We start from the raw sequence: 24,058 nt of genomic DNA, 5'->3' as shown, positions 1-24,058 counted from the left end.
ATGGGGAGGCGTCGTCCCCGGAACCACCGGACCGGCGTGCACGACCGCTCGAGGGGGACACCGTGCCGGTCGGGACCCTGCCCAGGCCCAAGCCGCGGCGCGCTCCCCGCCCCGTCCTGAGGACGGGGCTCTCCGTGCTGACCGCCGTCGCCGGGCTGCTCGCCGGCGCCGTCGTGCTGGCCGCCCCCGCGCTCGCCGCCGACGACCCCGCGCGCCCGGACTCCCGCGTCACCCACGGACCGAGCTGCCGCCCCGGCGGCGTCGTGGTCGAGGTGACCGCCGGGACGGTCCCCTACGCCGTCACGCTCGCGACGACCCGCGCGCCCGCCGGGGAGGACTCCGCCGAGCTGCAGCCGGGGCAGGTCGCCGTGCTGCGCACCGCGGAGGTCGCCTGGGGCGAGACCGTCGACAGCCGCCTGGAGTACACCGCCCTCGACGGCTCGGGCACCGCCTACGTCGACGAGCTCGACGGCTTCGTCTTCACCCGTCCCGCCGAGGAGGACTGCGCCGCGATCGCCCCGCCGACCGGCGCCGCCGAGGTCCCGCCGGTCGGCGCCGTCCCGCCGCCGGCGTCCCCACCGTCCCCCGGGGCCCCGCTGCCCGAGGCGGCCCCGCCGGCCGACGGGGCGCCCGCCCCCGAGGTCGCCCCCCTGCCGGTCCCCGACCCGCTCCCGCCCGCGCCGCCGGCCGAGGGCGGGGACTCGCCCGGCAGCGCCGTCGTGGCCTCGGCCTCCCGGGTCGCGGCCGGCGACCCGGTGACGCTGACCGGCTCGGGCTTCGCGCCCGGCGAGGTGGTCACCGTGCAGGTGGCCGACGGCGGGGTGCTGGCCTCCGTGGCGGCCGGGCCCGACGGGGAGGTCGAGGCCACGGTGGTCGTCCCGGGCGCCGCCGCCGGGACGACGACGCTCGAGCTGGTCGGCAGCGACTCGGCGGTCACCGCGGCGGTGCAGCTGCGCGTGGCCTCCGCCGCGACCCCGGTCGACCCCGACCCGCTGCCCGTCCCGCTGGTCGCGGCCGGGCTGGCGCTGGTCGTCACCGCCACCGCCCTCGTGCTGAGCGCCGGCGGCTGTCGCCGGCCCGAGCCGGGGGAGCCGGCGTGGCCGACCTGGTCGGCCGGGCCGACCGGGAGCGCCTGACGCCGACTTCGGCCACGATGGTGCGATGGGCTCCGAGGACGTGCTGGCTCCCGGGGTCCCGTCCCACACCGCGGCGCTGGCCGGCGCCGCGCCCCGCGCCGCGGAGACGTGGCTGCGGATCGTGCAGGTGCACGACCGGATCACCCACCGGGTCGACTCCGCGCTGCACCGCGAGCACGGCCTGTCCCTCACCGGGTTCGAGGCGCTGCGGCGCATCGCCGACGCGCCGGGCGAGCGGGCCACGATGGGCGAGGTCGCCGAGGCGCTCGGGCTGTCGCGGGCCGGCGTCACCAGCACCGTGGGCCGGCTGGTCGCGCAGGGGCTGGTCGTGCGCGAGCGGCGCCCGGGGGACCGGCGGCTGCTGCACGCCCGGCTGACCGACGCCGGCCGCGAGCGGGTGCGGGCCGCGGCGAGCACCCACGACGAGCTCGTCGCCCGCCTGCTCGCCCTGCTGGGTGACGACGCCGCCGTCGTCACCGACGCGCTCGCCCGGGTGTCCGCGGCGACCCGCGTCCGCCGCTAGGCCCCACGCTGCCGGGTGCGCAGTCGGTGCTCCTCGCCACGGCGTGTCCGCGGGTGTCGCCGACCGCGACCGCCCACTCGAACTGCGAGGACGGGGTGCGGGGACGGTCTCCACGGGCGGGGACGCAGCCCTGCAGGGGAACTTCAAGCCCGTAGTGTTTGCGGGCGAGCGAGACCGGGCAGGTCGCGATCATGCCCGTGAGCTGCACCGTCGTCGTGCCGACCATCGGCCGGCCGTCGCTCGACGTGCTGCTCGACGCGCTGGCCGCCGACCCGGGCCCCCGACCGGCCGAGCTGGTGGTGGTCGACGACCGTCCCGCGGGCCCGCCGCTGGCGGTCGAGCGGCCCGGCCTGCCGCCGGTACGCGTGGTCCGCACCGGCGGTGGCGGCCCGGCCCGCGCGCGCAACCTGGGCTGGCGCACCGCCCGCACGGAGTGGATCGCCTTCCTCGACGACGACGTCGTCCCCGACGCCGACTGGTACCAGCGGCTGGCCGCCGACCTCGACGGCCTGCCCGCCGACGTCGCCGGCAGCCAGGGGCGGGTGCGGGTGCCGCTGCCGGAGGACCGCCGGCCCACCGACTGGGAGCGCGGCACCGCGGGCCTCGCCACCAGCGCCTGGATCACCGCCGACCTCGCCTACCGGCGCGCCGCGCTGGCCGCCGTCGGCGGGTTCGACGAGCGCTTCCCGCGCGCCTTCCGCGAGGACTCCGACCTCGCGCTGCGGGTGATGGACACCGGCGCCCGGCTGGTCCGCGGGCAGCGCTGGATCACCCACCCGGTCCGGCCGGTCGACCGCTGGGTCAGCGTGCGCGTGCAGGCCGGCAACGCCGACGACGTCCTCATGCGCCGGCTGCACGGGCCGGGCTGGCGCGACCGGGCGCAAGCCCCGCTGGGCCGCCGCCCCCAGCACCTGGCCGTCACCGCGGCCGGGCTCGCCGCGGTCGGCCTGGCCGCCGCGCGCCGGCCCCGCGCCGCGCTCGGCGCCGCCCTCGCCTGGGCGGCCGGCACCGCCGAGTTCGCCTGGGCGCGGATCGCCCCCGGCCCGCGCGACCGGGCCGAGGTGGGCACCATGGCCCTGACCAGCGCCGCCATCCCGCCGCTGGCCACCTGGCACTGGCTGCGCGGGGTCGTGCGGCACCGCCGGGTGACGCCGTGGCGCGGCCTGCCCGACCTGGTGCTGTTCGACCGCGACGGCACGCTCGTGCACGACTACCCCTACAACGGCGACCCCGAGTGGGTGCGCCCGGTCGACGGCGCCCGCGAGGCCCTGGACGCCCTCCGCGCCCGCGGCGTCCGCGTCGGGGTGGTGACCAACCAGTCCGGCGTCGCCCGCGGGCTCGTCACCCGCGAGCAGGTCGACGCCTGCACGGCCCGCCTCGACGAGCTGCTCGGCCCCTTCGACACCGTGCAGGTCTGCCCGCACGGCCCCGACGACGGCTGCAGCTGCCGCAAGCCCGCACCCGGCATGGTCAAGGCCGCCTGCGCCGAGCTCGGCGTCGACCCCGCGCGCACGGTCGTCGTCGGTGACATCGGCGCCGACGTCGAGGCCGCCGCGGCCGCCGGCGCCGTCGGGATCCTGGTGCCCACGCCGGTGACGCGGAATCAGGAGGTGGCGGCCGCGCCCCGCCGCGCGGCGACGCTCCCCGCCGCGGTCGACGACGTCCTGGCCGGCCGGTGGTGACCGGCCGCCGGGGAACCGTGCTCGTCGCCCGCCTCGACAACGCCGGCGACGTCCTCCTGCAGGGCCCGCTGGTCCGCGCCGTCGCCCACGGCGCCGAGCGGGTGGTGTTCCTCGCCGGCCCGGCCGGCGCCGAGGCCGCCGCGCTGCTGCCCGGCGTCGACGAGGTCTGGACCTGGGCCTGCCCGTGGATCCTCGGCGACCCGCCGCCGGTCGACGCGGCCGACCTCGCGGCGCTGACCGACCGGGTCCGCGCGCTCGCGCCCGACGAGGCCGTGGTCAGCACCTCGTTCCACCAGTCGCCGCTGCCGCTGGCGCTGCTGCTGCGCGCCGCGGGCGTGCCGCGGATCAGCGCCACCAGCGTCGACTACCCGGGCGCGCTGCTCGACGTCCGGCACCGGGTCGGCCAGGACGACGAGGTGGACCTGCCCGAGCCCGAGCGCGCGCTGTCGCTGGCCCGCGCCGCCGGCTTCGACCTGCCCGACGGCGACGACGGCCGCCTCGCCGTCCGTCGCCCGCTGCCGCCGACCGACCACGAGCCCGGGTACGTCGTCCTGCACCCCGGCGCCTCCGTCCCCGCCCGGGCCTGGCCCGCGGAGCGCTGCGCCGAGGCCGTCGAGGCGCTGGCCGACGCCGGGCGCCGGGTGCTGGTCACCGGCGGGCCGGGGGAGCGGGAGCTGACCGCCGCCGTCGCCGGCCGCCGCGGCGTCGACCTCGGCGGCGCGCTCCGCCTGGCGGAGCTGGCGGCGGTCCTCGACGGCGCCGCGGCGGTCGTCGCCGGCAACACCGGGCCCGCGCACCTCGCCGCCGCCGTCGGCACCCCGGTCGTCTCGCTGTTCAGCCCCGTCGTCCCCGCGGCCCGGTGGGCGCCCCACGGCGTCCCCACCGTGCTGCTCGGCGACCAGGACGCCCCCTGCCGGCTGACCCGGGCCCGCGAGTGCCCGGTCCCCGGCCACCCCTGCCTCACGTCGGTGACCGCGGCGGACGTCGTCGCGGCCGTGGAGAAGCTGGTGAGCGCGTGAAGGTCCTGCTCTGGCACGTGCACGGCTCGTGGACGACGGCGTTCGTGCAGGGCCCGCACGAGTACCTCGTCCCCGTCACCCCCGACCGGGGTCCCGACGGGCTGGGCCGCGCCCGCACCTGGGACTGGCCGACCTCGGCCCGCGAGGTGACGCCGGAGCAGCTGCGCGAGGAGCACGTCGACGTCGTCGTGCTGCAGCGGGTGCGCGACCTGGAGCTGGTCCGCGCGTGGCTGGGCCGGGAGCCCGGCCGCGACCTGCCCGCCGTCTTCCTCGAGCACAACGCGCCCGGACTGGAGCCCGGTGACGGGCCGGTGCCGCACACCCGGCACCCGCTGGCCGACCGCGACGACGTCCCCGTCGCGCACGTCACCCACTTCAACCGGCTCTTCTACGACAACGGCCGGGCGCCGACGACGGTCATCGAGCACGGCATCGTCGACCCCGGTGAGCGCTACACCGGCGAGCTGGCGCGGGCCGCCGTCGTCACCAACGAGCCGGTGCGCCGCGGCCGCACGGTGGGCGCGGACCTGCTGCCCGGGCTGGCGGCGGTCGCGCCGGTCGACGTCTTCGGGATGGGCCTGGCCGGGCTGCACGCGCGGCACGGCCTCGACCCCGGCCGGGTGACCCTGCACGACGACCCGCCGCAGGCGGCCATGCACGCCGAGCTCGCCCGCCGCCGGGTCTACGTCCACCCGGTGCGCTGGACGTCGCTGGGGCTGTCACTGCTCGAGGCGATGCACCTGGGCATGCCGGTGGTCGCCCTGGCCACCACCGAGGTGGTCGAGGCGGTGCCCGCCGACGCCGGGGTCCTGTCCACCCGGCCCGAGGTGCTGTGGGACGCCGTCGCCGGCTACCTGCACGACGAGGACGCCGCCCGGCTGGCCGGCAAGGCGGCCCGCGCCGCCGCGCTGGAGCGCTACGGGCTCGCCCGCTTCCTGCGCGACTGGGACGCGCTGCTCGAGGAGGTCACCCGATGAGGACCCCGAGGATCGCCGGCGGGCCGCTGCGCGTCGACCTGGTCAGCGAGCACGCCTCGCCGCTGGCCGCCATCGGCGGGGTGGACGCCGGCGGGCAGAACGTGCACGTCGCCGCCCTCGCCGCCGGGCTGGCCGCGCGCGGCCACGAGGTCACCGTGCACACCCGCCGCGACGACCCCCACCTGCCCGACGAGGTGCCCACCCCCGACGGCTACGTGGTCAGCCACCTCACCGCCGGCCCGCCCGAGCCGCTGCCCAAGGACGACCTGCTCGGCCACGTGCCGGCGCTGGCCGCGGCGCTGCGCGCCCGCTGGTCGGTCGCGCTCCCCGACGTCGTCCACGCGCACTTCTGGATGAGCGGGCTGGCCTGCGTCGAGGCCGCCGGCAGCCTGCTCACCCCCGTGCCGGTGCTGCAGACCTTCCACGCGCTGGGCTCGGTCAAGCGCCGCCACCAGGGCGACGCCGACACCTCACCGGCGCAGCGCGTCGAGCTCGAGCGCGGGCTGTGCCGGGCGGTCGACCACGTGGTGGCCACCTGCAGCGACGAGGTGTTCGAGCTGCGCCGCCTGGACCTGCCCCGCGACCGCGTCTCGATCGTGCCCTGCGGCGTCGACACCACCGTGTTCGCCCCGCGCGGGCCGGTCGCGCCGCGCACCGGCCGGCCGCGGCTGCTGGTGCTCGGCCGGCTGGTCGAGCGCAAGGGCCAGGAGGACGCCGTCCGCGCGCTGGCCGCCGTCCCCGACGCCGAGCTCGTCGTGGTGGGCGGCCCGCCGGCCGGGGCGATCGAGGCCGATCCCGAGGTGCGCCGGCTGCGCGCGGTCGCCGCCGAGGTGGGCGTGGCCGACCGGCTCCGCTTCGCCGGGTCGGTCGCCCGGGCCGACGTCCCCGCCTGGGTCCGCTCGGCCGACGTCGTGCTGGCCGTGCCCTGGTACGAGCCGTTCGGCATCACCCCGCTGGAGGCCATGGCCTGCGGCCGCCCGGTGGTCGCCACCGCCGTCGGCGGGCTGCAGGACTCCGTCGTCGACGGCGTCACCGGCGACCTCGTGCCGCCCCGCGACCCGGCCCGGCTCGGCGCGGTGCTCGCCGCGCTGCTGGCCGACGACGCCCGGCGCGCCGCCTACGGCGCGGCCGGGGTCCGGCGGGCCCGCGCCCGCTACCGGTGGGCCCGCGTGGCCGCCGACACCGAGGCCGTCTACCGGCAGGTCCTGTCCACCCGGCGTCCCGTCGAGGCCGTCCGATGAGCGCCCCTGGAGGTCGCCCCGTGAGTGTCGCTCCCCACTCGGAGGCCGAGGTCGTCTCGCCCGACTCCTGCACCCACCTCACCGGCCGCGACCACGTCGCGTCGCTGACCGCCGCGCTGCGCAGCCTCGACGCCGCGGTCGACACCCTCGACCGCTGGGGGCACCTGCTGGCCGACGTGCTCTGCGGGGAGTCCCGCGGGCGACTGCTGGCGGCCGGCAACGGGGGCAGCGCCGCGCAGGCCCAGCACCTCACCGCCGAGCTGGTGGGCCGCTACCGCGCCGACCGCCCGCCGTTCTCCGCGATCTGCCTGACCGCCGAGACCTCGTCGCTGACCGCGATCGCCAACGACTACCCGGCCGACGAGCTGTTCGCCCGCCAGGTCGAGGCGCACGGCCGCGCCGGCGACGTCCTGGTGCTCCTGTCCACCTCCGGCCGCAGCCCCAACGCCGTCGCCGCCGCCCGGCGGGCCCGCGAGTGCGGCATCACCGTGCTGTCGATCACCGGCCCGGCGCCCAACCCGCTGGCCGCGGCCTCCGACGAGGCGGTGTGCGTCGACTCCCCGTGGACGGCGACCGTGCAGGAGTGCCACCTGGTCGCACTGCACCTGCTGTGCGCGGCCTTCGACGCCGCGGTGCTGGCCGAGCCGGCGCGGGTGCCGGTCAGCCGCATCGGGGTCGTGCAGTGAGGCCGCTCGTCGTCGTCGGCGACGCGCTGCTCGACGTCGACCTGGTCGGCACGGCGTCCCGGCTGACCCCCGACGCGCCGGTGCCCGTGGTCGAGGACCTGGAGACCCGCGAGCGCCCGGGGGGTGCGGCGCTGGCCGCGGTCATCGCGGCGCGGGCCACGGACCGCGAGGTCGTGCTGGTCGCCCCGCTGGCCGACGACGACGGCGCGGCCCGGCTGCGCGCGCTGCTGGGCGGGCGGGTCCGGCTGGTTGCGATCCCGGCCACCGGCGGCACCGCGGTCAAGCGGCGGGTGCGGGTGGGCGACCACTCGGTGGTCCGGCTCGACAGCGGCGCGCCCACCGTCACCCTCGGCGAGCTGCCCGCGGAGGCGCGCGCGGCCGTCCGCGACGCCGCCGCGGTCCTGGTCGCCGACTACGGGCGCGGCACCACCGCCGACGCGGGCGTCCGGGCGCTGCTGGCCGAGGCCGGCGGGCCGGTCGTGTGGGACCCGCACCCCCGCGGCGCCGACCCGGTGCCCTCGGTCCGGCTGGTGACACCCAACGCCGCCGAGGCCGCCCGGGTCGCGGCCGGGATCGACGGCGGTGGGCTGGCCGCCGTCGGCGCGCGGGCCGAGGCGCTCATCCGGCACTGGGGCGTGGGCGCGGTCGCGGTCACCCTCGGCGCCCGCGGCGCGCTGCTGTCCTACGGCGAGGGCGCGCCGATGGTCGTGCCCGCGGTGCCGGTGACCGGCGGCGACCCGTGCGGCGCCGGCGACTCCTTCGCCGCCGCGGCCGCGCTGGCCCTCGCCGGCGGCGCGGTGACCGGCGAGGCGGTGGCCGCGGCGGTCGCGTTCGCCGGCCGGTTCGTCGCGGCCGGCGGCGCCTCGGCCTGGGACTCCTCCGCCGTGCCCCAGCCGAACGTGGCCGCCGAGGACGGCGTCTCGGCGCTGCTGGCCCGCGTGCGCGCGACCGGCGGCACGGTGGTGGCCACCGGCGGGTGCTTCGACCTGCTGCACGCCGGTCACGTGGCCACGCTGCGCGCCGCCCGCGGCCTCGGCGACTGCCTGGTCGTGTGCATCAACTCCGACGACTCGGTCCGCCGGCTCAAGGGCCCCTCCCGGCCGCTGGTCACCGCCGCCGACCGCGCGCGGGTGCTCGAGGCGCTGGAGTTCGTCGACGCCGTCGTGGTGTTCGACGAGGACACCCCCGCGCAGGTCATCGACCGGCTGCGGCCCGACGTCTGGGCCAAGGGCGGCGACTACGCCGGCGCCGACCTGCCCGAGGCCGCGGTGCTGCGGCAGTGGGGCGGGCAGGCCGTCGTCCTGCCCTACCTCGACGGCCACTCGACCACCGCCCTGGTCGAGCGCTCCCGGGTGTGAGCGGTCCTCCTCCCGTGCACTTCCGCGGAACTGCCCCTCGTCCCTCCGTCCACTGCCGCGGATGTGCACGGGACGGGCGGCCGGTGGCGGTCGTGCTGCGGCCGCTGGGGCTCGGTGACCTGCTCACCGGCGTCCCGGCGATCCGCGCGGTCCGCGCCGCCGCGCCCGACCACCGGCTGGTCCTGGCGACGACGACCGCGCTGGCCCCGCTCGCCGGGCTCGTCGACGCCGTGGACGAGGTGCTGCCCGCCCGCGAGCTCGAGCCGCTGGACTGGTCCGGGCCGCCGCCCGACCTCGCCGTCGACCTGCACGGCAGGGGACCGGCGTCGCACGTCGTCGTCGCCGACCTGCACCCGCGGCGGCTGCTGACCTTCGACAGCCCCGGTTATCCCGGCCCGGCGTGGTACCCCGACGAGCACGAGGTCGCCCGCTGGTGCCGGCTGGTGTCCGAGGGCCTGGGCGTGCCCGCCGACCCCGACGCGCTCGACCTCGCCGTCCCCGCCGTGCCCCCGCCGGTCACCGGGGCGGCGCTGCTCCACCCGGGCGCCGCCTTCCCCGGCCGGCGGTGGCCGGCGGAACGGTTCGCCGCCGTCGCGCGGTGGCTGGCCGACGCCGGGCACGACGTCCGCGTCACCGGCGGCCCGGCCGAGCGCGACCTCGCGCAGGCGGTCGCCCGCGGCGCGGGACTGCCCGACGACGCCGTGCTCGCCGGGACGACGTCGACCCTCGAGCTCGCCGCCACCGTCGCCGCGGCCCGGGTGGTGGTCAGCGGCGACACCGGCGTGGCGCACCTGGCGACGGCCTACCGCCGTCCCTCGGTCGTGCTGTTCGGGCCGGTGTCCCCGGCGCTGTGGGGTCCGCCGCCGCGGCCGCAGCACGTGGTGCTCTGGCACGGCGACGGCACCGGCGACCCCTGGGGCACCGAGCTCGACCCGGCGCTGGCCCGGATCACCGTCGACGAGGTGACCGCGGCGCTGGCCGGGCTGCTCCGACCCGACGGGAGCGGCCCCGCCGTGCCGTGCACGACGGGGCCGCTCACCGTTCCGCGCTAGACGGCCAGTCCCGAGCAGGACCGGGAGCAGTCCAGGCGCCAGATCGAGGTGCCCAGCGTGGTGAACAGCGCCGAGGGCACCAGCCGCTCACCCCGCGGTCCCGTGAGCGGACCGCCGCCCGTGGGTCGCGTGCCACCGCCGGCGCCCGGCTGCTGGGTGCCGGGCTGCGGCGTGCCGGGTGCCGGGCTCGGGGTCGGGATCGGCGAGACGCCGCCCGTGCCGTCGAGGTAGGTGAGGCCGCCGGCCAGCACCGAGGAGGTGCCGTCGGGGGCGAACACGTACACGTCGTAGGTGCCGGCCGCGCGGGCGGGCGTGGTGAAGGTGACGCTGGTGGCCGACACCGCGGTCACCGTGGCCTGCGCGGTGGACCCGACGCGGACCCGCGCCCCGGCCGGGACCGCCGTGCCGGTGATGGTCACGCTCGTGCCACCGGCGGTGCCCACCCGGGTCGGGTTGATCGACGTCAGGCCGAACGGCCCCACGCCCGGGTAGGTCTGCTGCCCACCCGGCCCCGGCGTGCTGCCGCCGGGCGCCGGGGTCGACCCGCCGGGCGCCGGCGCACCGGTCGTCGGCGTGCTGCCGCCGGGCGCCGGGGTGCCGGGCTGGCTGCCGCCCGGGGCGGGGGTGCCACCGCCGGGCGCCGGGCTGCCGGGCGCCGGGGTCGAGCCGCCGGGCGCCGGCGTGCTCGGCGTGCTGGTGCCGGGCTGCGTGGTCGACGGCGGGGTCGAGCCCCCGGGCGCCGGGGTGCCGGGCTGGCCACCACCGGGTGCCGGGGTGCCGCCCGGCGTGCTGGTGCCCGGCTGGGTGGTCGACGGCGGGGTCGAGCCGCCCGGTGCCGGCGTGCTCGGCGTGCTCGGCGTGCTCGGGGTGCTCGTGCCCGGCTGGGTGGTCGACGGCGGCGTCGAGCCGGCCGGGGCCGGGGTGCCGCCACCGGGCGCCGGCGACGGCGCCGGGGTGCCGGGCCGGGGGCCGGTGGCCGGCGCCTGGTAGGCCACGCCGACCAGCAGCGGCGCGGCGGAGGCCAGCCCCACGTCGGCCCCGTCGCGGACCAGCTGCGCGGTGAGCACGTACCGGCCCTGGCCCAGCTCGAGGCTCGGGGTGACCGTCGCCGACGGGCCGGGACGGCTGCCCAGGTCGAAGGTGACCGCGCCGGTGTCGTCGGTGGTCGCGGTGACCCCGCCGACGGTGACCTGCTGCTGGCTGAGGGCGTACACCTGGCCCTGGTGCTCCATGCCCAGGCGCAGGCGGACGGCGTACTGCCCACCCGGGGCGCTGCCGCTGGTCACGACGGTCGGGGCGACCGTGCCGGGGTCGACGGTCATCCCGGTGAAGGTGTAGGACACCCCGGCGGCGGTCTGGCCGAGCTGGGTCAGCGACAGCCGGCCGCCGGTGACCGACTTCCCGGCGAACGCGGCCACCGGGTCTACGTCGGCCAGCAACCGCTGCACCAGCTGGTCGGGGGCCGCGGCGCGGTCCTGCGCCCGGTAGAGCGCGAACGCGGCCGCCACCTGGGGCGCGGCGATGGAGGTGCCGGAGACGAACCGGTGGTCGCCGTCGTTCCAGGTGGTGAACACGTACTTGCCCGGCGCGAACAGGTCGACGGTCCTCGCGCCGTAGGCGGAGGACTCGGTGACGCCGTCGGAGGCGTTGCTGTTGCCGACGGTGACCATGTTCGGGCGGTTGAGGCTGGCCGGGTAGTACAGCGAGGTGTCCCGGTCGAGGGCGTCGTTGCCGGCCGCGGCGACCACGACCACGCCCTTGCTCGCGGCGTAGTCGATGGCGTCGGTGAGGATCTGCGCGGCGCCGAGGCCGCCCCACGAGGCGTTGACGACGTCGGCACCGTTGTCGGCGGCGTAGCGGATCGCCTGGGCGCCGGCGATCATGTCGACCCCGCTGCCGGTGCCGATGACCAACGGCATGATCGTCACGTCCGGGGCGACCCCGGCGGTGCCGACGCCGTTGCCGGCACGCGCGCCGGCCACGCCGGCCACGGAGGTGCCGTGGCTGTTGCCCGCGGCGTTCACGTGGTCGGCGTTGTTGCCGTAGAAGTTCCAGCCACCACAGTCGCCGGGGTAGCCGTTGCCGTCGTTGTCGACGGGGCTGCCGCAGATCTCGTCGGTGTTGCGCCAGAGGGCACCGGCGAGGTCGGGGTGGTCGGTCATGACACCGCTGTCGACCACGGCGACGGTGACGCCACGACCGGTGCCGGCCCGCCAGCCGAGGTCGGCGTCGACGTCGGCGTCGGCGGTGCCGGGCTGGCCGTAGGAGTTGCTGCCGGTGTTGTCCAGGTTCCAGCCGTACTGCACCGCGTACGGGTCGGTGATGGCCTCACCGAACACCTCGCCGGTCGGTGAGGGCTCCACCTGCGCGCCGGGCAGCGCCGCGCGGAGCTGGTCGGCGGTGGTGCCGAAGCCGGCGACCAGCGCCGACCCGTCGAAGACGGCCTGCGCGGAGTCCACCCCCGGCACGGCCTGCAGCGTGGTGAGGTCCTCGGCGGTGACGCCGCCGGGCACCGTCACGACGAGCCGGGTGCGCCCGTCGCCGGCCGGTCCGAAGTCGCTCGCCTCCGCGAACGTCGGCCCGGCCAGCGCGGTGTCGATCGCCGCCGCTCCGCCGAAGCCCAGCGCGACGCCGAGCACCGCGCAGATCGCCCGCTTCCCCCGGGAGGCCGGCCCGGACCTGGTGTGCGGGCTGCGTCCTGACCCCGTGTGCATGCGTGTCCCCGTTCCCTCGGCGGCTCGACGGCCCGGTGCGGGCCCGTGCCGGACGTCGGCGTCCGCTGCTGCCGCCTGCACCCGAGGGACGACGGGATCCCCCTGACGGGGGGTGTTTCCGGACGATCCGTTCTCGGGTCAAGGGCTGCCCGGGTGGTGCCGAAGTGACGGGTGGTCCCTGCGGCACGGGCGCAGCGGGGCCGCGGACACGACGGAGGCGCGGGGATGAGGATCGCCACGAACGTGGCGGCAGTCCGCGCCCACACCGCCTTGGAGCGGACGGACCGGTCGGTGACGGCGTCGCTGCGGCGGCTGTCCTCGGGACTGCGGATCACCGGCGCCGCCGACGACGCGGCGGGGCTGGCCGTCTCCGAGGGCCTGCGCGCCCGCACCCGCGGCGCGACCGTGGCGGTCCGCAACGCCCAGGACGGCATCGGCGTCGTCCGCACCGCCGACGGCGCCCTCGACGGGGTGCAGGCGATCCTGCGGCGGATGCGCGACCTGGCCGTGCAGGCCGGCAACGCCGGTGCCCTCGACGCGGCGGCGGCCGGTGCCGTCCGCACCGAGTTCGACCAGCTGCGCCGCGAGATCGACGACGTCGCGGACACCACCACCTCCCACGGCATCCGGCTCCTGGACGGCACGTACGACCGGCTGCTGCAGGTCGGCGCCGACGCCGGTGACACCCTCCGCGTCGTCATCGCCGTCTCCGGCCGGGCGGTGAGCGCCGCCGGCCTGGGGCTGTCCCGGGTCGACGTGACCGGCGGCCTGGGTCTCCCGCACACGCTCACCCCGGCGGTCGCCGTCGAGCCGAGCACGCCCGCGCCGGGGCGGCTGACCCTCGCGGTCGACCCCACCTCGGCCGCCGCCCTCGCCGCGCTGACCGGGACCGTGGAGTACGACGGGCGGGTGCTCGACCTCGCGTCGGTCGACCGCACGGGGGCGGTGACCGCGCGGGACCACCTCGACCGGCTCGACGCCGCGGTGGCGGCCACCCTCGGCGTCGGTCCGCTCACCCCGACCGCCACCGGACTGGTGCTCACCGGCGCCACCCCGGGTCCGGCCTCGCTGCCGGCCGACGCCGCCGGGCTGACCCCGCGCTACACCGGGCCCGTCCCCGCCACGGTCGATGCCGCCGTCCCCGCCGCCCGGGCCACCGCCGCACCCGGACGACTGCTCCTGGCCGGCGACCACGTCTCGGCGGACGCCCACGCGGAGAGCTTCGACGCCCTCGCCGGCACGGTGCGCTACGGCGGGCGGACCTTCGACCTGGGGTCGGTGGACTACACCGGCGCCGGGACGGCGCAGGAGCGCCTCGACCGGCTCAACGCCGGCGCCGTGGCGGCTCTCGGCACCGGGTCGACCCCGTTCGTCGCCACCGCCACCGGCCTGCTGTTCACCGGGGAGACCCCGGGCCCGGCCTCCACGGCGGCCGACGCCGCGGCGCTGACCCCGTACTACACCGGGGACGCGGGCACCGCCGGCACGCTCCGGGCCATCGACGGCGCCATCGCCCGGGTGTCGGACCTCCGCGCCCACCTCGGCGCGATCGACAACCGCCTCTCGTCCCGCATCGGCGTGCTCGGCGCGGCCATCGAGGGCACGACGGCCGCCGAGTCCCGGATCCGCGACCTCGACGTGGCCGCCGAGGTCACCGCCCTGACCCGCAGCCAGGTCCTGGCGCAGGCGGGGAACGCCGTGCTGGCGCAGGCCGACCAGACCCCGGCCCGCGTGCTCGCCCTGCTGCGCTGACCGCCGGGCGGTCCGGGCGACCGCGGTGCTACCGCTGCCGCAGCGCGTCGAACAGCACGTCCTGCAGGTCGTTGGGGTCGACGGCGGAGTAGGCCGCGCCGCCGGTGGCCGAGGCGATCTGCTGCAGGGCCTCGATGTCGGCGTCCGGGCCGAGCGCCACGCCGATGACCTTGACCGGCCGCTGCGGATCGGCCTCGGCCTCCAGCGTCTGCAGCAGGGTGTCGAGGTCGATGCCCGAGGAGTCTTCGTTGGTGCCGTCGGTGACGATCACGACGCTGCTGACGGCCTCGGGGTCGTACTGCTCCTGCGCGGCGCGGAAGGCGCCCAGCGTCGTGTCGTACAGGCCGGTGCCCCCGGGGGCGAGCCGGTCGGGGACGGTGTCGAGCTCGTCGTCGAGCAGGTCGCGCTGGGTGGTGCCGTCGACCTCGTCGGAGAGCGTGCGGATGGGCGCGAGCTCCGTCCAGTCCTGCTCGCCCTGCAGCTGGTAGGCGAACACCCACAGCCCGATCGACGACGTCCCGGGGATGAGCGTCAGCGCGCTCTTGGCCGCGTCGCGGGCGAGGGTGGCGCGGGTGCCGTCCCCGGCGGGGGCCTCCATCGACGCCGACACGTCGATGACGGTGAGCAGCCGGGAGGGCGCGGCCAGCCGGCTGAGCTCGCCGAGCAGGGTCTGCACCCCCTCGGGGTCGACGTCGAGCACCGGGGGCGCCTCCTCCCGCACGCCCGGGCCGGGGTCGGTCGGCGGGGTGCCCTCGGCGTCGCGGAACCCGGCCGCCAGCACGGCGGTGCGCGCACCGGCGGAGGTCAGCGTCCGGACGACGGCGTCGACGGCGGCTCGGTCCTCGTCGGCGGTGGGGCCCACCCGCAGCACCGGGTAGTCCAGCTGCGGCGAGCCCTCGGCCGGGTAGACGGCGACGAGCGAGGAGTCCGGGGTCGCCCGGTTGACCGTGATGACCTCCTGCTCGCTGACCGGCACCAGCGCGGCCTCGACGTCGTTCTCCGCGGCGGCGGTGAGCGCGTCGGCCGGGTCGACCGCCGGGCCCCGGCGGGCGGCCAGGACGGCCTGGACGACGGCGTTGTCGGCCTGCTCGCCCCCGCCGAGCGAGGTCTGCACGGCGGCGAGCGCGGCGACGCCCTCGGCGCTGGCGGCCAGGTCGGGCACCGCGATCGGGCGCTGGCCGCTCAGCGCCGCGCGCCAGTCCGGCGGCGTCTGGGTCCAGCCGAGCTGGTCGGCGGCGGCCTGGCTGGTGCCGAGGACGACGGGGGAGCGCGCCATCGACCCCGAGGCGTCGAACTCGACCTCGCCGGCGCGGACGGTCCACAGCGAGCTGTCGGGCACCCAGACCTGCGGCAGCGCGCCGTCCTCGAGGGCGGAGAGGTCGCCGACGGTCTGCAGCGGCTCCTGGGCGCTCACCTCGCCGACGGCGCAGCTCCCGCCGCCGAGGTCCTGCGGCTCGGCGAGGAGGTCCTGCGCGACGCCGCCCATCTCGGGTGCGACCGTGACCCGGACGGTGCGGGTGTCCTCGCACCCGTCGTCCCCGCCCGACCCGGAGGCCAGCCACCAGACCAGCCCGCCGGCCACCAGCGCGACGACCACGAGGCCGGCCAGCAGGGCGACGGGTGCGGGACGCTGGCTGCGGCGCACGGTGCTCGTGTCGGCGTGGCGGCCCATTGCTCGCTCTCCGTCAGTGTCCGGTTTCTCGGCGTGCTCTACGACCGCCGGTCACCAATGTAGATGCGAAGTCGGCCACAGTGGGAGCGGGCCGGTCGAGGAGGCTCCCGCGGCCCCGGGGGAGCCGGTCAGCCGGCCTGCAGCGCGAGCGTCCGCTGCCGCTCGGCGAACCACGCCACGGTGCGGCTCAGCCCCTCCTCCGAGGCGACGCGGGGACGCCACCCGAGCAGCTCCTCGGCGCGGCGGGTGTCGGGACGGCGGACCTTCGGGTCGTCGACGGGCAGGTCGATGTACTCGATGCCCGAGGACGAGCCGGTGAGCTTGATGACCCACTCGGCGAGCCGGAGCATCGACAGCTCGTCGGGGTTGCCGATGTTGACCGGGCCGGGCTGGTCGGAGAACGCCAGCGCGAGGATGCCGCGCACCGTGTCGTCGACGTAGCAGATCGAGCGGGTCTGCGAGCCGTCGCCGGCGACGGTGAGCGGCCGGCCGGCCAGCGCCTGGCCGACGAAGGCGGGGATGGCCCGGCCGTCGTCGGCGCGCATCCGCGGGCCGTAGGTGTTGAAGATGCGCACGATGCCGGTGTCGGTGCCCTTCGACGTCCGGTACGCGGTCGTCATGGCCTCGCTGAACCGCTTGGCCTCGTCGTAGACGCCGCGCGGACCGACCGGGTTGACGTTGCCCCAGTACTCCTCCGGCTGCGGGTGCACCAGCGGGTCGCCGTAGACCTCCGACGTCGAGGCCAGCACGTACCGGGCGCCCTTCTCGTGCGCCAGGCCCAGGGTGTGCAGCGTGCCGACGCTGCCGACCTTGAGCGTCTCGATCGGCATGCGCAGGTAGTCCAGCGGGCTGGCCGGCGAGGCGAAGTGCAGGACGAGGTCGACCGGGCCGGGCACGTGCACGAAGTCGGTGACGTCGCAGCGCACCAGCCGGAACCCGGGGTGCTCGAGCAGGTGGACGACGTTCTCCGGCGAGCCGGTGAGGAAGTTGTCCAGGCACACCACCTCGACGCCGCGGTCGAGGAGGTGCTCGCAGAGGTGGGAGCCGAGGAACCCGGCGCCGCCGGTCACCACCGCCCGCCGGATCGTCCGTGCCGCCTGCACCATCGACGCTCCCGTCCTTCCGCCCGTGCCCTGCCGGGGCGCTCGTACCCGGAGATCACCGGCCGACACTTCGACAGCTGAGTGTCTCCTCGCACGGGTGACCGGAACGCCGACGGGCCGCCGGTCCCCGGAGGAGACCGACGGCCCGTCGGTGAGGTGCTGGAACGGCCCCCGGGAAGGGGGCCCTTCGACTAGTTCGCGGCTTCCTCCTCGGGGATGCCGTTCTCCGGGGGAGTGGCGGCCTCGCTGTCGTCCTCCTCGATCTCGGCGTCACCGAGGTCGGTGGTGAGGACCGGCGTCAGCTCCTCGACAGCCGCGCCGGCCACCTGGACGACGCGCATGCCGCTGGTGCCCATGTGGCTGTCCTCGGAGTACCGGAACGGGGCGAACAGCGGACCCTCCCAGTCGGCGCCGACCTCCTCGATCGCCGCGACCAGGTCGTCCCGCGTGGGGTTCTGCCCGGCCGCCTGCAGCGCCTGCACGGTCGTGTAGGCCTGCGCCATGCCGTACAGGCGGAAGGTGGTCAGCTCGCCCTCCTGCCCCTGCTCGTCCCAGATCTGCTGGAACATCTGCACCCACGGGTCGTCGGGCGAGTCGGTGCCCGGGAAGTACTCGGTGGTGATCGCGCCGTCGAGCAGCGTGGCGTCGGTCACCTGCCCCTGGGAGAAGTTGGCCAGCAGGCTGCCGACCAGCGTCGGGTCCGAGCCCACGTTCGAGTAGAACCACTGCGGCTGGTAGCCCAGGCGCAGCGAGACCAGCTGCGAGAGCGCCGTGTAGCTGGGCACGTTGAACCCGACGACGACGTCGGCCCCGGCGGCCTGCAGCGCGGCGATCTGCGGACCCACGTCGGTGTTGCCCGGGACGTAGCTCTGCACCTCGACGATCTGGTCGTCGATGTACTCCCGCAGGCCGCTCTCGCCGTCGGCACCGAGGTCGTCGTCCTGGAGGAACAGGCCGACCTTGGCGTCGGGGAGGTTCTCGGCGATGTACTGCCCGAGGATCTTGCCCTCGCTGACGTAGTCGGTCTGCCAGCCGAAGGTGTACGGGTAGTCCTCCGGGGTCTCGCCCCACAGCCGCGAGCCCGAGGAGACGAACAGGTCGGGCACGCGCTCGCTGTTGAGGAACTCCAGGACGGCGGAGTGCGTCGGCGTCCCGAGGCCACCGACGACCGCGAAGACCTCGTCCTCGAGCACCAGCTGGTTGACCACCGCGCTGGTGTTCGTGGGGTTGTAGGCGTCGTCGCGGTAGACGTACTCGATCTGCCGGTCGTAGACGCCGCCGTTGGCGTTGACGTGGTCGAAGTAGGCCTGCACACCGGTCGGGATCTCGCTGTAGCCGGGGGCCGCCACGCCGGTGAGCGGGTAGTGCGCCCCGAGCTTGATCGTGTCCTCGGTGATGCCGATGTCGGAGGCCTCGTTCTCGCCGCCACCGCCCCCGCCACCGCCGCCGTCGTCTCCGCCGCCGCAGGCAGCCAGCGTCGTGGCGACGGTGGCCGCGGCCAGGAGCCGGGTGAGTCGCCGGGAGGATCTGGTCAACGGTTCTCCTTCTTCCGGTCCCGGACGCGTTCGGCCGGGGGTCTGTGGGGGAGGGCCGGCGTCGGCCCGCGGCGCGGCGGCCGCCGCTCAGCTGCCGGCGCCGCGCGCCGCCCGGCGCGCCCGGGCGGTCAGCCACCGCATCCGGATGGTCCCGACCACCCCGGCCGGGGCGAAGATCATCACCACGACGAGCACCAGCCCGTACACGAACGGGGCGAGCTGGGCGGCCTCGGTGCTGTTGAGCCCGAGGTCGGCGCCGAGGTCGGTGACGAACGGCGGCAGGAACACCAGCAGCGCCGAGCCGAGCAGGACGCCGAGCAGGCTGCCCAGGCCGCCGATGACGATGGCGGTCAGCAGCGCCAGCGACAGCACCAGCGTGAAGCCGCTGGGCGCGGCCAGCCGGACCACCAGGGCCAGCACCCCGCCGGCCAGGCCCGCGCAGGCGGCGCTCACGACGAAGGCCAGCACCCGCCAGGCGCCCAGGTTGATGCCGGCCAGCTCCGCGGCCACCTCCTGGTCGCGGACCGCGCGCCACGTGCGGCCGATGCGGCTGCGCACCAGGTTCGCCAGCAGGAAGAAGGTGATGAGCAGGCAGATGGTGCCGACGTAGGCCAGCCACTTGGTGGCGCTCGGCGGGTTGCCCGACACCAGGTCGATGAAGCTCTCGAAGCTCTCCGGTGCCCGCGGTGCCCGCACCCGCAGGCCCTGCTCCCCGCCGAACAGGTCGCCGTAGTACACCGCCAGGCCGGGCAGGCCGACCGCGAGCGCCAGCGTCGCCCCGGCCAGGTAGGGGCCGTGCAGCCGGGCCGCGGCGACCCCTACCAGCGCGCCGACGACCGTGGCGAGGGCCACCGCGGCCAGGAGGACGACCGGCAGCGGCAGGGGCTCGTCGGCGTCGAGCATCAGCGCGGTGGTGTAGGCGCCGACGGCCATGAGCGCGCCGTGGCCGAGGGAGATCTGCCCGTTGAGGCCGGTCAGGACCGTCAGCCCACCGGCCGCGATCGCGTAGTAGGTGAGCTGGGCCAGCTGGGAGTTGGTGAACGGGTCGGTGATCTCCAGCAGGACGACCGCGCCCACGGCGCAGGCGACCAGCACAAGCAGGTGGCGCAGCAGCGTGTTGGCGGGGAGGAACGAGCGTCCCCCGCCGACGGAGGCCGACGGCGCGTTGGCGGCGGCGGTGGCCTCGACGGGGGCCTCGGAGGAGATCTCCCCGGTCGAGACGACGGGGGTGTCCGGCGGCTGGGTCATCTGGCTCACGCCCTCCGTGCCGTGCTGCTGGCGAACAGGCCGCCGGGCCGCACCAGGAGCACCACCATGAGGATCACGAGGGCGGCCAGGTTGACCAGTGCGGGGTCGAGGTAGGCGCTGACGTAGCTCAGCGCGAGCCCGATGGTCAGGCCGCCGACGACGGCGCCCACCGGGGAGTCGAGGCCGCCGAGCACGGCGGCGACGAAGCCGAACACGATGAGCGCGTCCATGTAGGCCGGGTAGACCAGGCCGCCGCCGGCGATGAGCAGGCCCGACAGCGAGCCGACGACGGCGGCCAGCGCCCAGCCGAGGGTCAGCATCCGGCCGACGCGGACACCGAGCAGCCGTGCCACCTCCTGCCCGAAGGCCGAGGCGCGCATGGCCAGGCCCAGGCGGGTGAAGCGGAACAGCGCGATCAGGCCGGCCATCGTCAGGACGACCGCGACCAGCACGTAGATGCTGTTGGGGGTCAGGGCGATGGTGGTCTCGCCGACGGTGAACCCGCGCAGCCCGAACGGTGCCGGGAACGACTCGAACGACGAGCCGAACACGATCGCGATCAGCGCCTGGATCGCGACGAACAGGCCCAGGGTGACGATGACGGCGTTGAGCTCGGGACCGCCCTCGACCGGCCGGATGACGACCCGCTCGATGACCGCGCCGATGACGAAGCCGCTGGCCAGGGCGACGACGAGGGCCAGCCAGTAGGACTGCCCGGCCTGGATGAGGGCCAGGGCGATGAAGCTGGTCGCCGCGGCCATCGAGCCCTGCGCGAAGTTGACGATGCGGGTGGACCGCCAGATGAGCACCAGGGCCAGCGCGAAGGCCGCGTAGACCGACCCCGAGATCAGCCCGGTGAGGGTGACGTTCACGAACTGCTGCACGAGCGGATCGCCTTCCTGCTGTGTCCTGGACGGGCGGCCGGCTCAGAAGCCGAGGTAGGCGTGGCGGAGTTCCTCGTCCCCGGCGAGCCGGTGCGCCTCGTCGGTGACCACGACCCGCCCGAGGTTGAGCACGACCCCCACGTCGGCGACCGACAGGGCGCTGCGGGCGTTCTGCTCCACCAGCAGCACCGACAGGCCCTCGGAGTCGACGAGGTTGCGCAGCAGCGCGAAGATCTGCGCCACGATCCGCGGCGCCAGGCCCAGCGACGGCTCGTCGAGCAGCAGCAGACGGGGCTGGGCCAGCAGCGCCCGCCCGATGACGAGCATCTGCCGCTCACCGCCGGAGAGCGTGTGCGCCGGGTTGTCCCGCCGTTCGACCAGGCGGGGGAAGAAGTCGTAGACCCGGTCGAACTCGTCCTTGCCGACCTTGCCGCGGAACAGCGACCCCACGCGCAGGTTCTCGTCGACGGTCAGCTCGGCGATGACGCCGCGGCCCTCCGGCACGTGCGACATGCCCTTGGTGACCATGGCCTCGACCTGCGCCCGGGTGACGTCCTCGCCGCCGAGGACGACGCGGCCGGCGGTCGGGCGCACGAGGCCGCTGATGGTGCGCAGCAGCGTCGTCTTGCCCGCGCCGTTGGCGCCCAGGACGGCGGTGATCCGGCCGGCCTCGGCCTGCAGCGAGACGCCGTCGAGCGCCCGGACCGGCCCGTAGGCGGCCGACAGCCCCTCGACCTCCAGCACCGGCGCGGCGGCGCGGGCCCCACCCCCGGTCCCGGCGGCGGGGGAGGAGGCGGCGGACGCGGCGGTGGCCCCCTTCGACAGCGAGGCCCCGTTCGGCTGGGTCACGTCAGCGCTCCCGTCCGTCGGTGGACGTGGTCAGGGCCGCGGCGTCGCTCGCGACGTCGACCTCGTCGCCGAGGTAGGCCTCGGTCACGGCCGGGTCGGCCTGCACCTCCGCAGGCGTGCCGGCGGCGATCTGCTGGCCGGAGTCGAGCACGGTGATCCGGTCGCACACCCGCATGACGAGGTCCATGTGGTGCTCGACGAGCAGCACGCTCATCCGCCCGGACAGCGTGCGGATCAGGTCGCCGAGCTCGTGCATCTCGTCCTCGGACAGGCCGCTGGCCGGCTCGTCGAGCAGCAGCAGGTCGGGGTCGCTGACCAGGGCACGGGCCAGTGCGACCCGCTTCTGCACCGGGTAGGGCAGCGAGTCGGGGTAGCGGCCGGCGTAGGGGGTGGCCTCGAGCTCCTCGAGGGCCGCCAGGGCCCGCGCGCGCAGCCGGGCCTCGTCGCGGTCGGACGTCGGGATGGCGAACAGCGCGGAGACGAACCCGGCCCGGGCGTGCCGGTGGGCGCCCACCATGACGTTCTCCAGCACGGTCAGGCCGCGGAAGAGGCCGACGCCCTGCAGGGTGCGGGCGATGCCGAGCCGGCTGAGCTGGCTGGGCCGCAGCCGGCGCAGCTCGTCGCCGCGCCACACGATCCGGCCGGTGTCGGGGCGGACCAGGCCGCAGGCGACGTTGAACAGGGTCGTCTTGCCCGCTCCGTTGGGCCCGATGAGCCCGTGCACCTGGCCGGGCTCGACGGTCAGCGACACGTCGGAGAGCGCGGCGACGCCCCCGAAGGACACGCTGATCCCGGTCATCTCCAACCGGGCGTCGGGCGAGCGGTCGCGGTGCGGCGTGGTGCTGCCCGTGCTGTCCGGCGGCTGCGCCAAGGGGCCCACGTCTCCTCTGCGTCGGGGAGTCGCCGCGACCGGCGGCGCGCGGGGCGACGAATGAGTCACGGCTCCGTCCCGAACAGCCTGCCGACTGGTGAGGGCCGTCACAATGGGCTGACCGCACAGTGATGACCGGCCCGTGTTGTGCTGTCGGCGGTGCCGAGGGGAGGTGGTCACGTGCAGGAGACGCGGCGCGCGGTGGCCGACCGGCTCGCCGAGCTGGTGCCGGTGCTGCTCGGCGAGCTCGACGGCATGACCGACCGGATGGTCGACATCCTGCTGCGCACCGAGCCCGCCTACCGTGACGCGCTGCGCTCCGACCCCGCCGCGATGCGCGCCTCCCTCAAGGGGAACCTCGCCGTCGGCGTCCGCGCGCTGCTGTCGGAGGGGTCGGTCCCCGAGCGCGAGGCCGGGGCGGCCGCCGCCGCCGAGGTCGGCCGGCTGCGCGCCAGCCAGGAGATCCCGCTCGAGGCGGTGCTGCGCGGCTACCGGCTCGGCGGCCAGGTGCTCTGGGAGTCGCTGGTCACGGCCTCGCGGCAGGTCGCCGGCCACGACGACGGCCTGCTGCTGGAGGTGGCCGGGTCGCTGTGGCGCACCAACGACCGCGAGTGCACCGCCGTCGCCACGGCCTACCGCACCGAGGAGCGCCGCCGCACCGGCCTCGACGCCGCCGGGCGGCAGCGGCTCGTCGACGGCCTGCTCGACGGCCGCGGCGGCGACCCGGCCTTCGCCCGGACGGCGTCGGAGCAGCTCGCCGTCCCGTTGACCGGCCGGCTGGCCGTCGTCGTCGCCCCCGCCGGGGAGCACGGGCCGGGCCTGCCGGCCGACCCCGGGGCGGCCCTGCTCAAGCGCGGCATCCGCTCGGCGTGGGGCACCCGGGCGCAGGCGCAGGTGGGCGTGGTGGCCCTGGGCACCCGCCGGCTGCCGGAGCTGCTGGGCCGGCTGGGGTTGCTGACCACCGGGCGGGTCGGGGTGTCGGCCGTCGTGGAGGGCGCCGCGGCCGTGGCCGGTGCCTACCGGCTGGCCGAGACCGCCGCGCGCACGCTGCGCGCCGGCACCACGCGGGTGGTCACGGTCGACGACCGGCTGCCCGAGGCGCTGCTGTCCAACTCGCCGGAGATCGCCGAGCGGCTCGTCGGGCTCACTCTCGGCCGGCTGCTGGAGCTGCCCGAGGACGAGCGCGAGGTGCTGCTGGAGACGCTCTCGGCCCTGCTCGACGCCGACGGCTCGCCCACCCGCGCCGCCGACCTCCTGTACTGCCACCGCAACACGGTCATGCACCGGCTGCGGCGCATCGAGTCGGTGACCGGTCGCAAGCTCACCGACCCGCGGGCGCGGCTGCTCTGGCAGCTGGCGCTGCTGGGCACCGGTCACCACGACGCGGCCAACCGCCGGCCGGTCTGCGACTCCGCCTAGCAGCGGCTGGAACGGCCCCCTCGCAGGGGCCCGCCGCCAGCCTGGGAGCGGTGGGGGGCGAGGGGGTCCTCCTGCTGCGCTACTGGAGGTAGCCCTCGACCTCGGACCTCGGGCGGACCTCCGCGGAGTCGGGGTCCTCGTCGTACTGCCGCTTGGCGTCCCGCTGCCGGCGCAGGTCCCAGAGCTGGTCGCGCTCCTCCTCGATCTGCCGGAGCCGGGCCCGCTGCTCGGCGGTGTGCTCCCCGCTCTCCCGGAGCAGGCGCTCCTCGTCGGCGAGCGCGTCGATGCGGTGGCGGATCTCGTCGTCGTCCATGCCCGCACTCTGCCCTGCGCCCCT

At 76.8% G+C, this 24,058-nt stretch carries 20 protein-coding genes; 11 read left to right on the top strand and 9 right to left on the bottom strand.

Features of this window, described 5'->3' with window-relative positions:
* The first annotated feature begins 134 nt into the window (after positions 1–134).
* The 9 genes from ACI8AD_RS03020 (at position 135) to ACI8AD_RS02980 (ending at position 9,674) form a co-directional block, all read left to right on the top strand.
* Positions 135–1,136 carry a hypothetical protein gene (locus ACI8AD_RS03020; RefSeq protein ID WP_456869075.1) on the top strand — a complete coding sequence of 334 codons (1,002 nt, stop codon included), beginning with the start codon at positions 135–137 and terminating at the stop codon, positions 1,134–1,136.
* Positions 1,137–1,161: 25 nt separating this feature from the next.
* Positions 1,162–1,659: a MarR family winged helix-turn-helix transcriptional regulator gene (locus tag ACI8AD_RS03015; protein ID WP_456869074.1), complete on the top strand. Its 498-nt coding sequence runs from the start codon at positions 1,162–1,164 to the stop codon at positions 1,657–1,659.
* A gap of 191 nt (positions 1,660–1,850) precedes the next feature.
* Positions 1,851–3,341 carry an HAD-IIIA family hydrolase gene (locus ACI8AD_RS03010; protein ID WP_456869073.1) on the top strand — a complete coding sequence of 497 codons (1,491 nt, stop codon included), beginning with the start codon at positions 1,851–1,853 and terminating at the stop codon, positions 3,339–3,341.
* Between the two features lie 17 nt (positions 3,342–3,358).
* Positions 3,359–4,360: a glycosyltransferase family 9 protein gene (locus ACI8AD_RS03005; RefSeq protein ID WP_456869072.1), complete on the top strand. Its 1,002-nt coding sequence runs from the start codon at positions 3,359–3,361 to the stop codon at positions 4,358–4,360.
* On the top strand, positions 4,357–5,337 hold the full coding sequence (locus ACI8AD_RS03000; protein ID WP_456869071.1) for a glycosyltransferase: 981 nt from the start codon (positions 4,357–4,359) through the stop codon (positions 5,335–5,337). The genes ACI8AD_RS03005 and ACI8AD_RS03000 overlap by 4 nt, the downstream gene beginning before the upstream one ends.
* Positions 5,334–6,578, top strand: a complete 1,245-nt coding sequence (locus ACI8AD_RS02995) for a glycosyltransferase (protein ID WP_456869070.1) — start codon at positions 5,334–5,336, stop codon at positions 6,576–6,578. Before ACI8AD_RS03000 ends, ACI8AD_RS02995 begins: the two co-directional genes overlap by 4 nt.
* A gap of 20 nt (positions 6,579–6,598) precedes the next feature.
* On the top strand, positions 6,599–7,264 hold the full coding sequence (locus ACI8AD_RS02990; RefSeq protein ID WP_456869069.1) for a D-sedoheptulose-7-phosphate isomerase: 666 nt from the start codon (positions 6,599–6,601) through the stop codon (positions 7,262–7,264).
* Positions 7,261–8,622, top strand: a complete 1,362-nt coding sequence (gene rfaE2, locus ACI8AD_RS02985) for a D-glycero-beta-D-manno-heptose 1-phosphate adenylyltransferase (RefSeq protein WP_456869068.1) — start codon at positions 7,261–7,263, stop codon at positions 8,620–8,622. Before ACI8AD_RS02990 ends, rfaE2 begins: the two co-directional genes overlap by 4 nt.
* 83 nt (positions 8,623–8,705) lie before the next feature.
* Complete coding sequence (locus ACI8AD_RS02980) at positions 8,706–9,674, top strand: glycosyltransferase family 9 protein (RefSeq protein WP_456869067.1); 969 nt, start codon at positions 8,706–8,708, stop codon at positions 9,672–9,674.
* On the opposite strand, the gene ACI8AD_RS02975 is transcribed toward ACI8AD_RS02980, so the two are convergent.
* A complete protein-coding gene (locus ACI8AD_RS02975; RefSeq protein WP_456869066.1) occupies positions 9,671–12,388 on the bottom strand; it encodes a S8 family serine peptidase in 2,718 nt (905 codons plus the stop codon). The two genes, ACI8AD_RS02980 and ACI8AD_RS02975, sit on opposite strands and share 4 nt — an antisense overlap.
* A gap of 225 nt (positions 12,389–12,613) precedes the next feature.
* Between ACI8AD_RS02975 and ACI8AD_RS02970 the strand changes: the two genes are divergently transcribed.
* Entirely contained in the window at positions 12,614–14,140 is a 1,527-nt protein-coding gene (locus ACI8AD_RS02970; RefSeq protein ID WP_456869065.1) for a flagellin N-terminal helical domain-containing protein, read from the top strand.
* A 28-nt stretch (positions 14,141–14,168) separates the two neighbouring features.
* Here ACI8AD_RS02970 and ACI8AD_RS02965 read toward each other — a convergent pair whose 3' ends face one another.
* The 7 genes from ACI8AD_RS02965 to ACI8AD_RS02935 form a co-directional block, all read right to left on the bottom strand.
* A complete protein-coding gene (locus ACI8AD_RS02965) occupies positions 14,169–15,812 on the bottom strand; it encodes a VWA domain-containing protein (RefSeq protein WP_456869064.1) in 1,644 nt (547 codons plus the stop codon).
* A 128-nt stretch (positions 15,813–15,940) separates the two neighbouring features.
* Entirely contained in the window at positions 15,941–16,918 is a 978-nt protein-coding gene (locus ACI8AD_RS02960; RefSeq protein WP_456869063.1) for a UDP-glucuronic acid decarboxylase family protein, read from the bottom strand.
* 188 nt (positions 16,919–17,106) lie between these two features.
* The gene (locus ACI8AD_RS02955) at positions 17,107–18,450 is read right to left on the bottom strand and encodes an ABC transporter substrate-binding protein (protein WP_456869062.1); all 1,344 of its coding nucleotides are present in this window, start codon (positions 18,448–18,450) and stop codon (positions 17,107–17,109) included.
* A gap of 87 nt (positions 18,451–18,537) precedes the next feature.
* Positions 18,538–19,698, bottom strand: coding sequence for a branched-chain amino acid ABC transporter permease (locus tag ACI8AD_RS02950; RefSeq protein WP_456869161.1), 1,161 nt, complete (start codon positions 19,696–19,698; stop codon positions 18,538–18,540).
* Positions 19,699–19,703: 5 nt separating this feature from the next.
* A complete protein-coding gene (locus tag ACI8AD_RS02945; RefSeq protein ID WP_089406053.1) occupies positions 19,704–20,582 on the bottom strand; it encodes a branched-chain amino acid ABC transporter permease in 879 nt (292 codons plus the stop codon).
* Between the two features lie 42 nt (positions 20,583–20,624).
* Positions 20,625–21,431 (bottom strand): ABC transporter ATP-binding protein, encoded by an 807-nt coding sequence (locus ACI8AD_RS02940; protein ID WP_456869061.1) that lies wholly within the window; start codon positions 21,429–21,431, stop codon positions 20,625–20,627.
* A gap of 1 nt (position 21,432) precedes the next feature.
* Positions 21,433–22,311: an ABC transporter ATP-binding protein gene (locus ACI8AD_RS02935; protein ID WP_456869060.1), complete on the bottom strand. Its 879-nt coding sequence runs from the start codon at positions 22,309–22,311 to the stop codon at positions 21,433–21,435.
* 171 nt (positions 22,312–22,482) lie between these two features.
* Between ACI8AD_RS02935 and ACI8AD_RS02930 the strand changes: the two genes are divergently transcribed.
* Positions 22,483–23,721: a PucR family transcriptional regulator gene (locus ACI8AD_RS02930; RefSeq protein WP_456869059.1), complete on the top strand. Its 1,239-nt coding sequence runs from the start codon at positions 22,483–22,485 to the stop codon at positions 23,719–23,721.
* Between the two features lie 79 nt (positions 23,722–23,800).
* On the opposite strand, the gene ACI8AD_RS02925 is transcribed toward ACI8AD_RS02930, so the two are convergent.
* Positions 23,801–24,034, bottom strand: coding sequence for a DUF2630 family protein (locus ACI8AD_RS02925; RefSeq protein WP_456869058.1), 234 nt, complete (start codon positions 24,032–24,034; stop codon positions 23,801–23,803).
* Positions 24,035–24,058 lie beyond the last annotated feature (24 nt).

The organism is Geodermatophilus sp. SYSU D00766, from assembly GCF_054049915.1.
Note: the sequence above shows the minus strand (reverse complement) of the source record. Positions and strands in the feature narration are given on the sequence as shown.

Excerpts from the sequence above, each read along its gene's own strand:
- ACI8AD_RS03015 (WP_456869074.1), top strand. The coding sequence starts at position 1,162 with ATGGGCTCCGAGGACGTGCTGGCTCCCGGGGTCCCGTCCCACACCGCG.
- ACI8AD_RS03010 (WP_456869073.1), top strand. The coding sequence starts at position 1,851 with ATGCCCGTGAGCTGCACCGTCGTCGTGCCGACCATCGGCCGGCCGTCG.
- ACI8AD_RS02995 (WP_456869070.1), top strand. The coding sequence starts at position 5,334 with ATGAGGACCCCGAGGATCGCCGGCGGGCCGCTGCGCGTCGACCTGGTC.
- ACI8AD_RS02975 (WP_456869066.1), bottom strand. The coding sequence starts at position 12,388 with ATGCACACGGGGTCAGGACGCAGCCCGCACACCAGGTCCGGGCCGGCC.
- ACI8AD_RS02970 (WP_456869065.1), top strand. The coding sequence starts at position 12,614 with ATGAGGATCGCCACGAACGTGGCGGCAGTCCGCGCCCACACCGCCTTG.
- ACI8AD_RS02965 (WP_456869064.1), bottom strand. The coding sequence starts at position 15,812 with ATGGGCCGCCACGCCGACACGAGCACCGTGCGCCGCAGCCAGCGTCCC.
- ACI8AD_RS02960 (WP_456869063.1), bottom strand. The coding sequence starts at position 16,918 with ATGGTGCAGGCGGCACGGACGATCCGGCGGGCGGTGGTGACCGGCGGC.
- ACI8AD_RS02950 (WP_456869161.1), bottom strand. The coding sequence starts at position 19,698 with ATGACCCAGCCGCCGGACACCCCCGTCGTCTCGACCGGGGAGATCTCC.
- ACI8AD_RS02925 (WP_456869058.1), bottom strand. The coding sequence starts at position 24,034 with ATGGACGACGACGAGATCCGCCACCGCATCGACGCGCTCGCCGACGAG.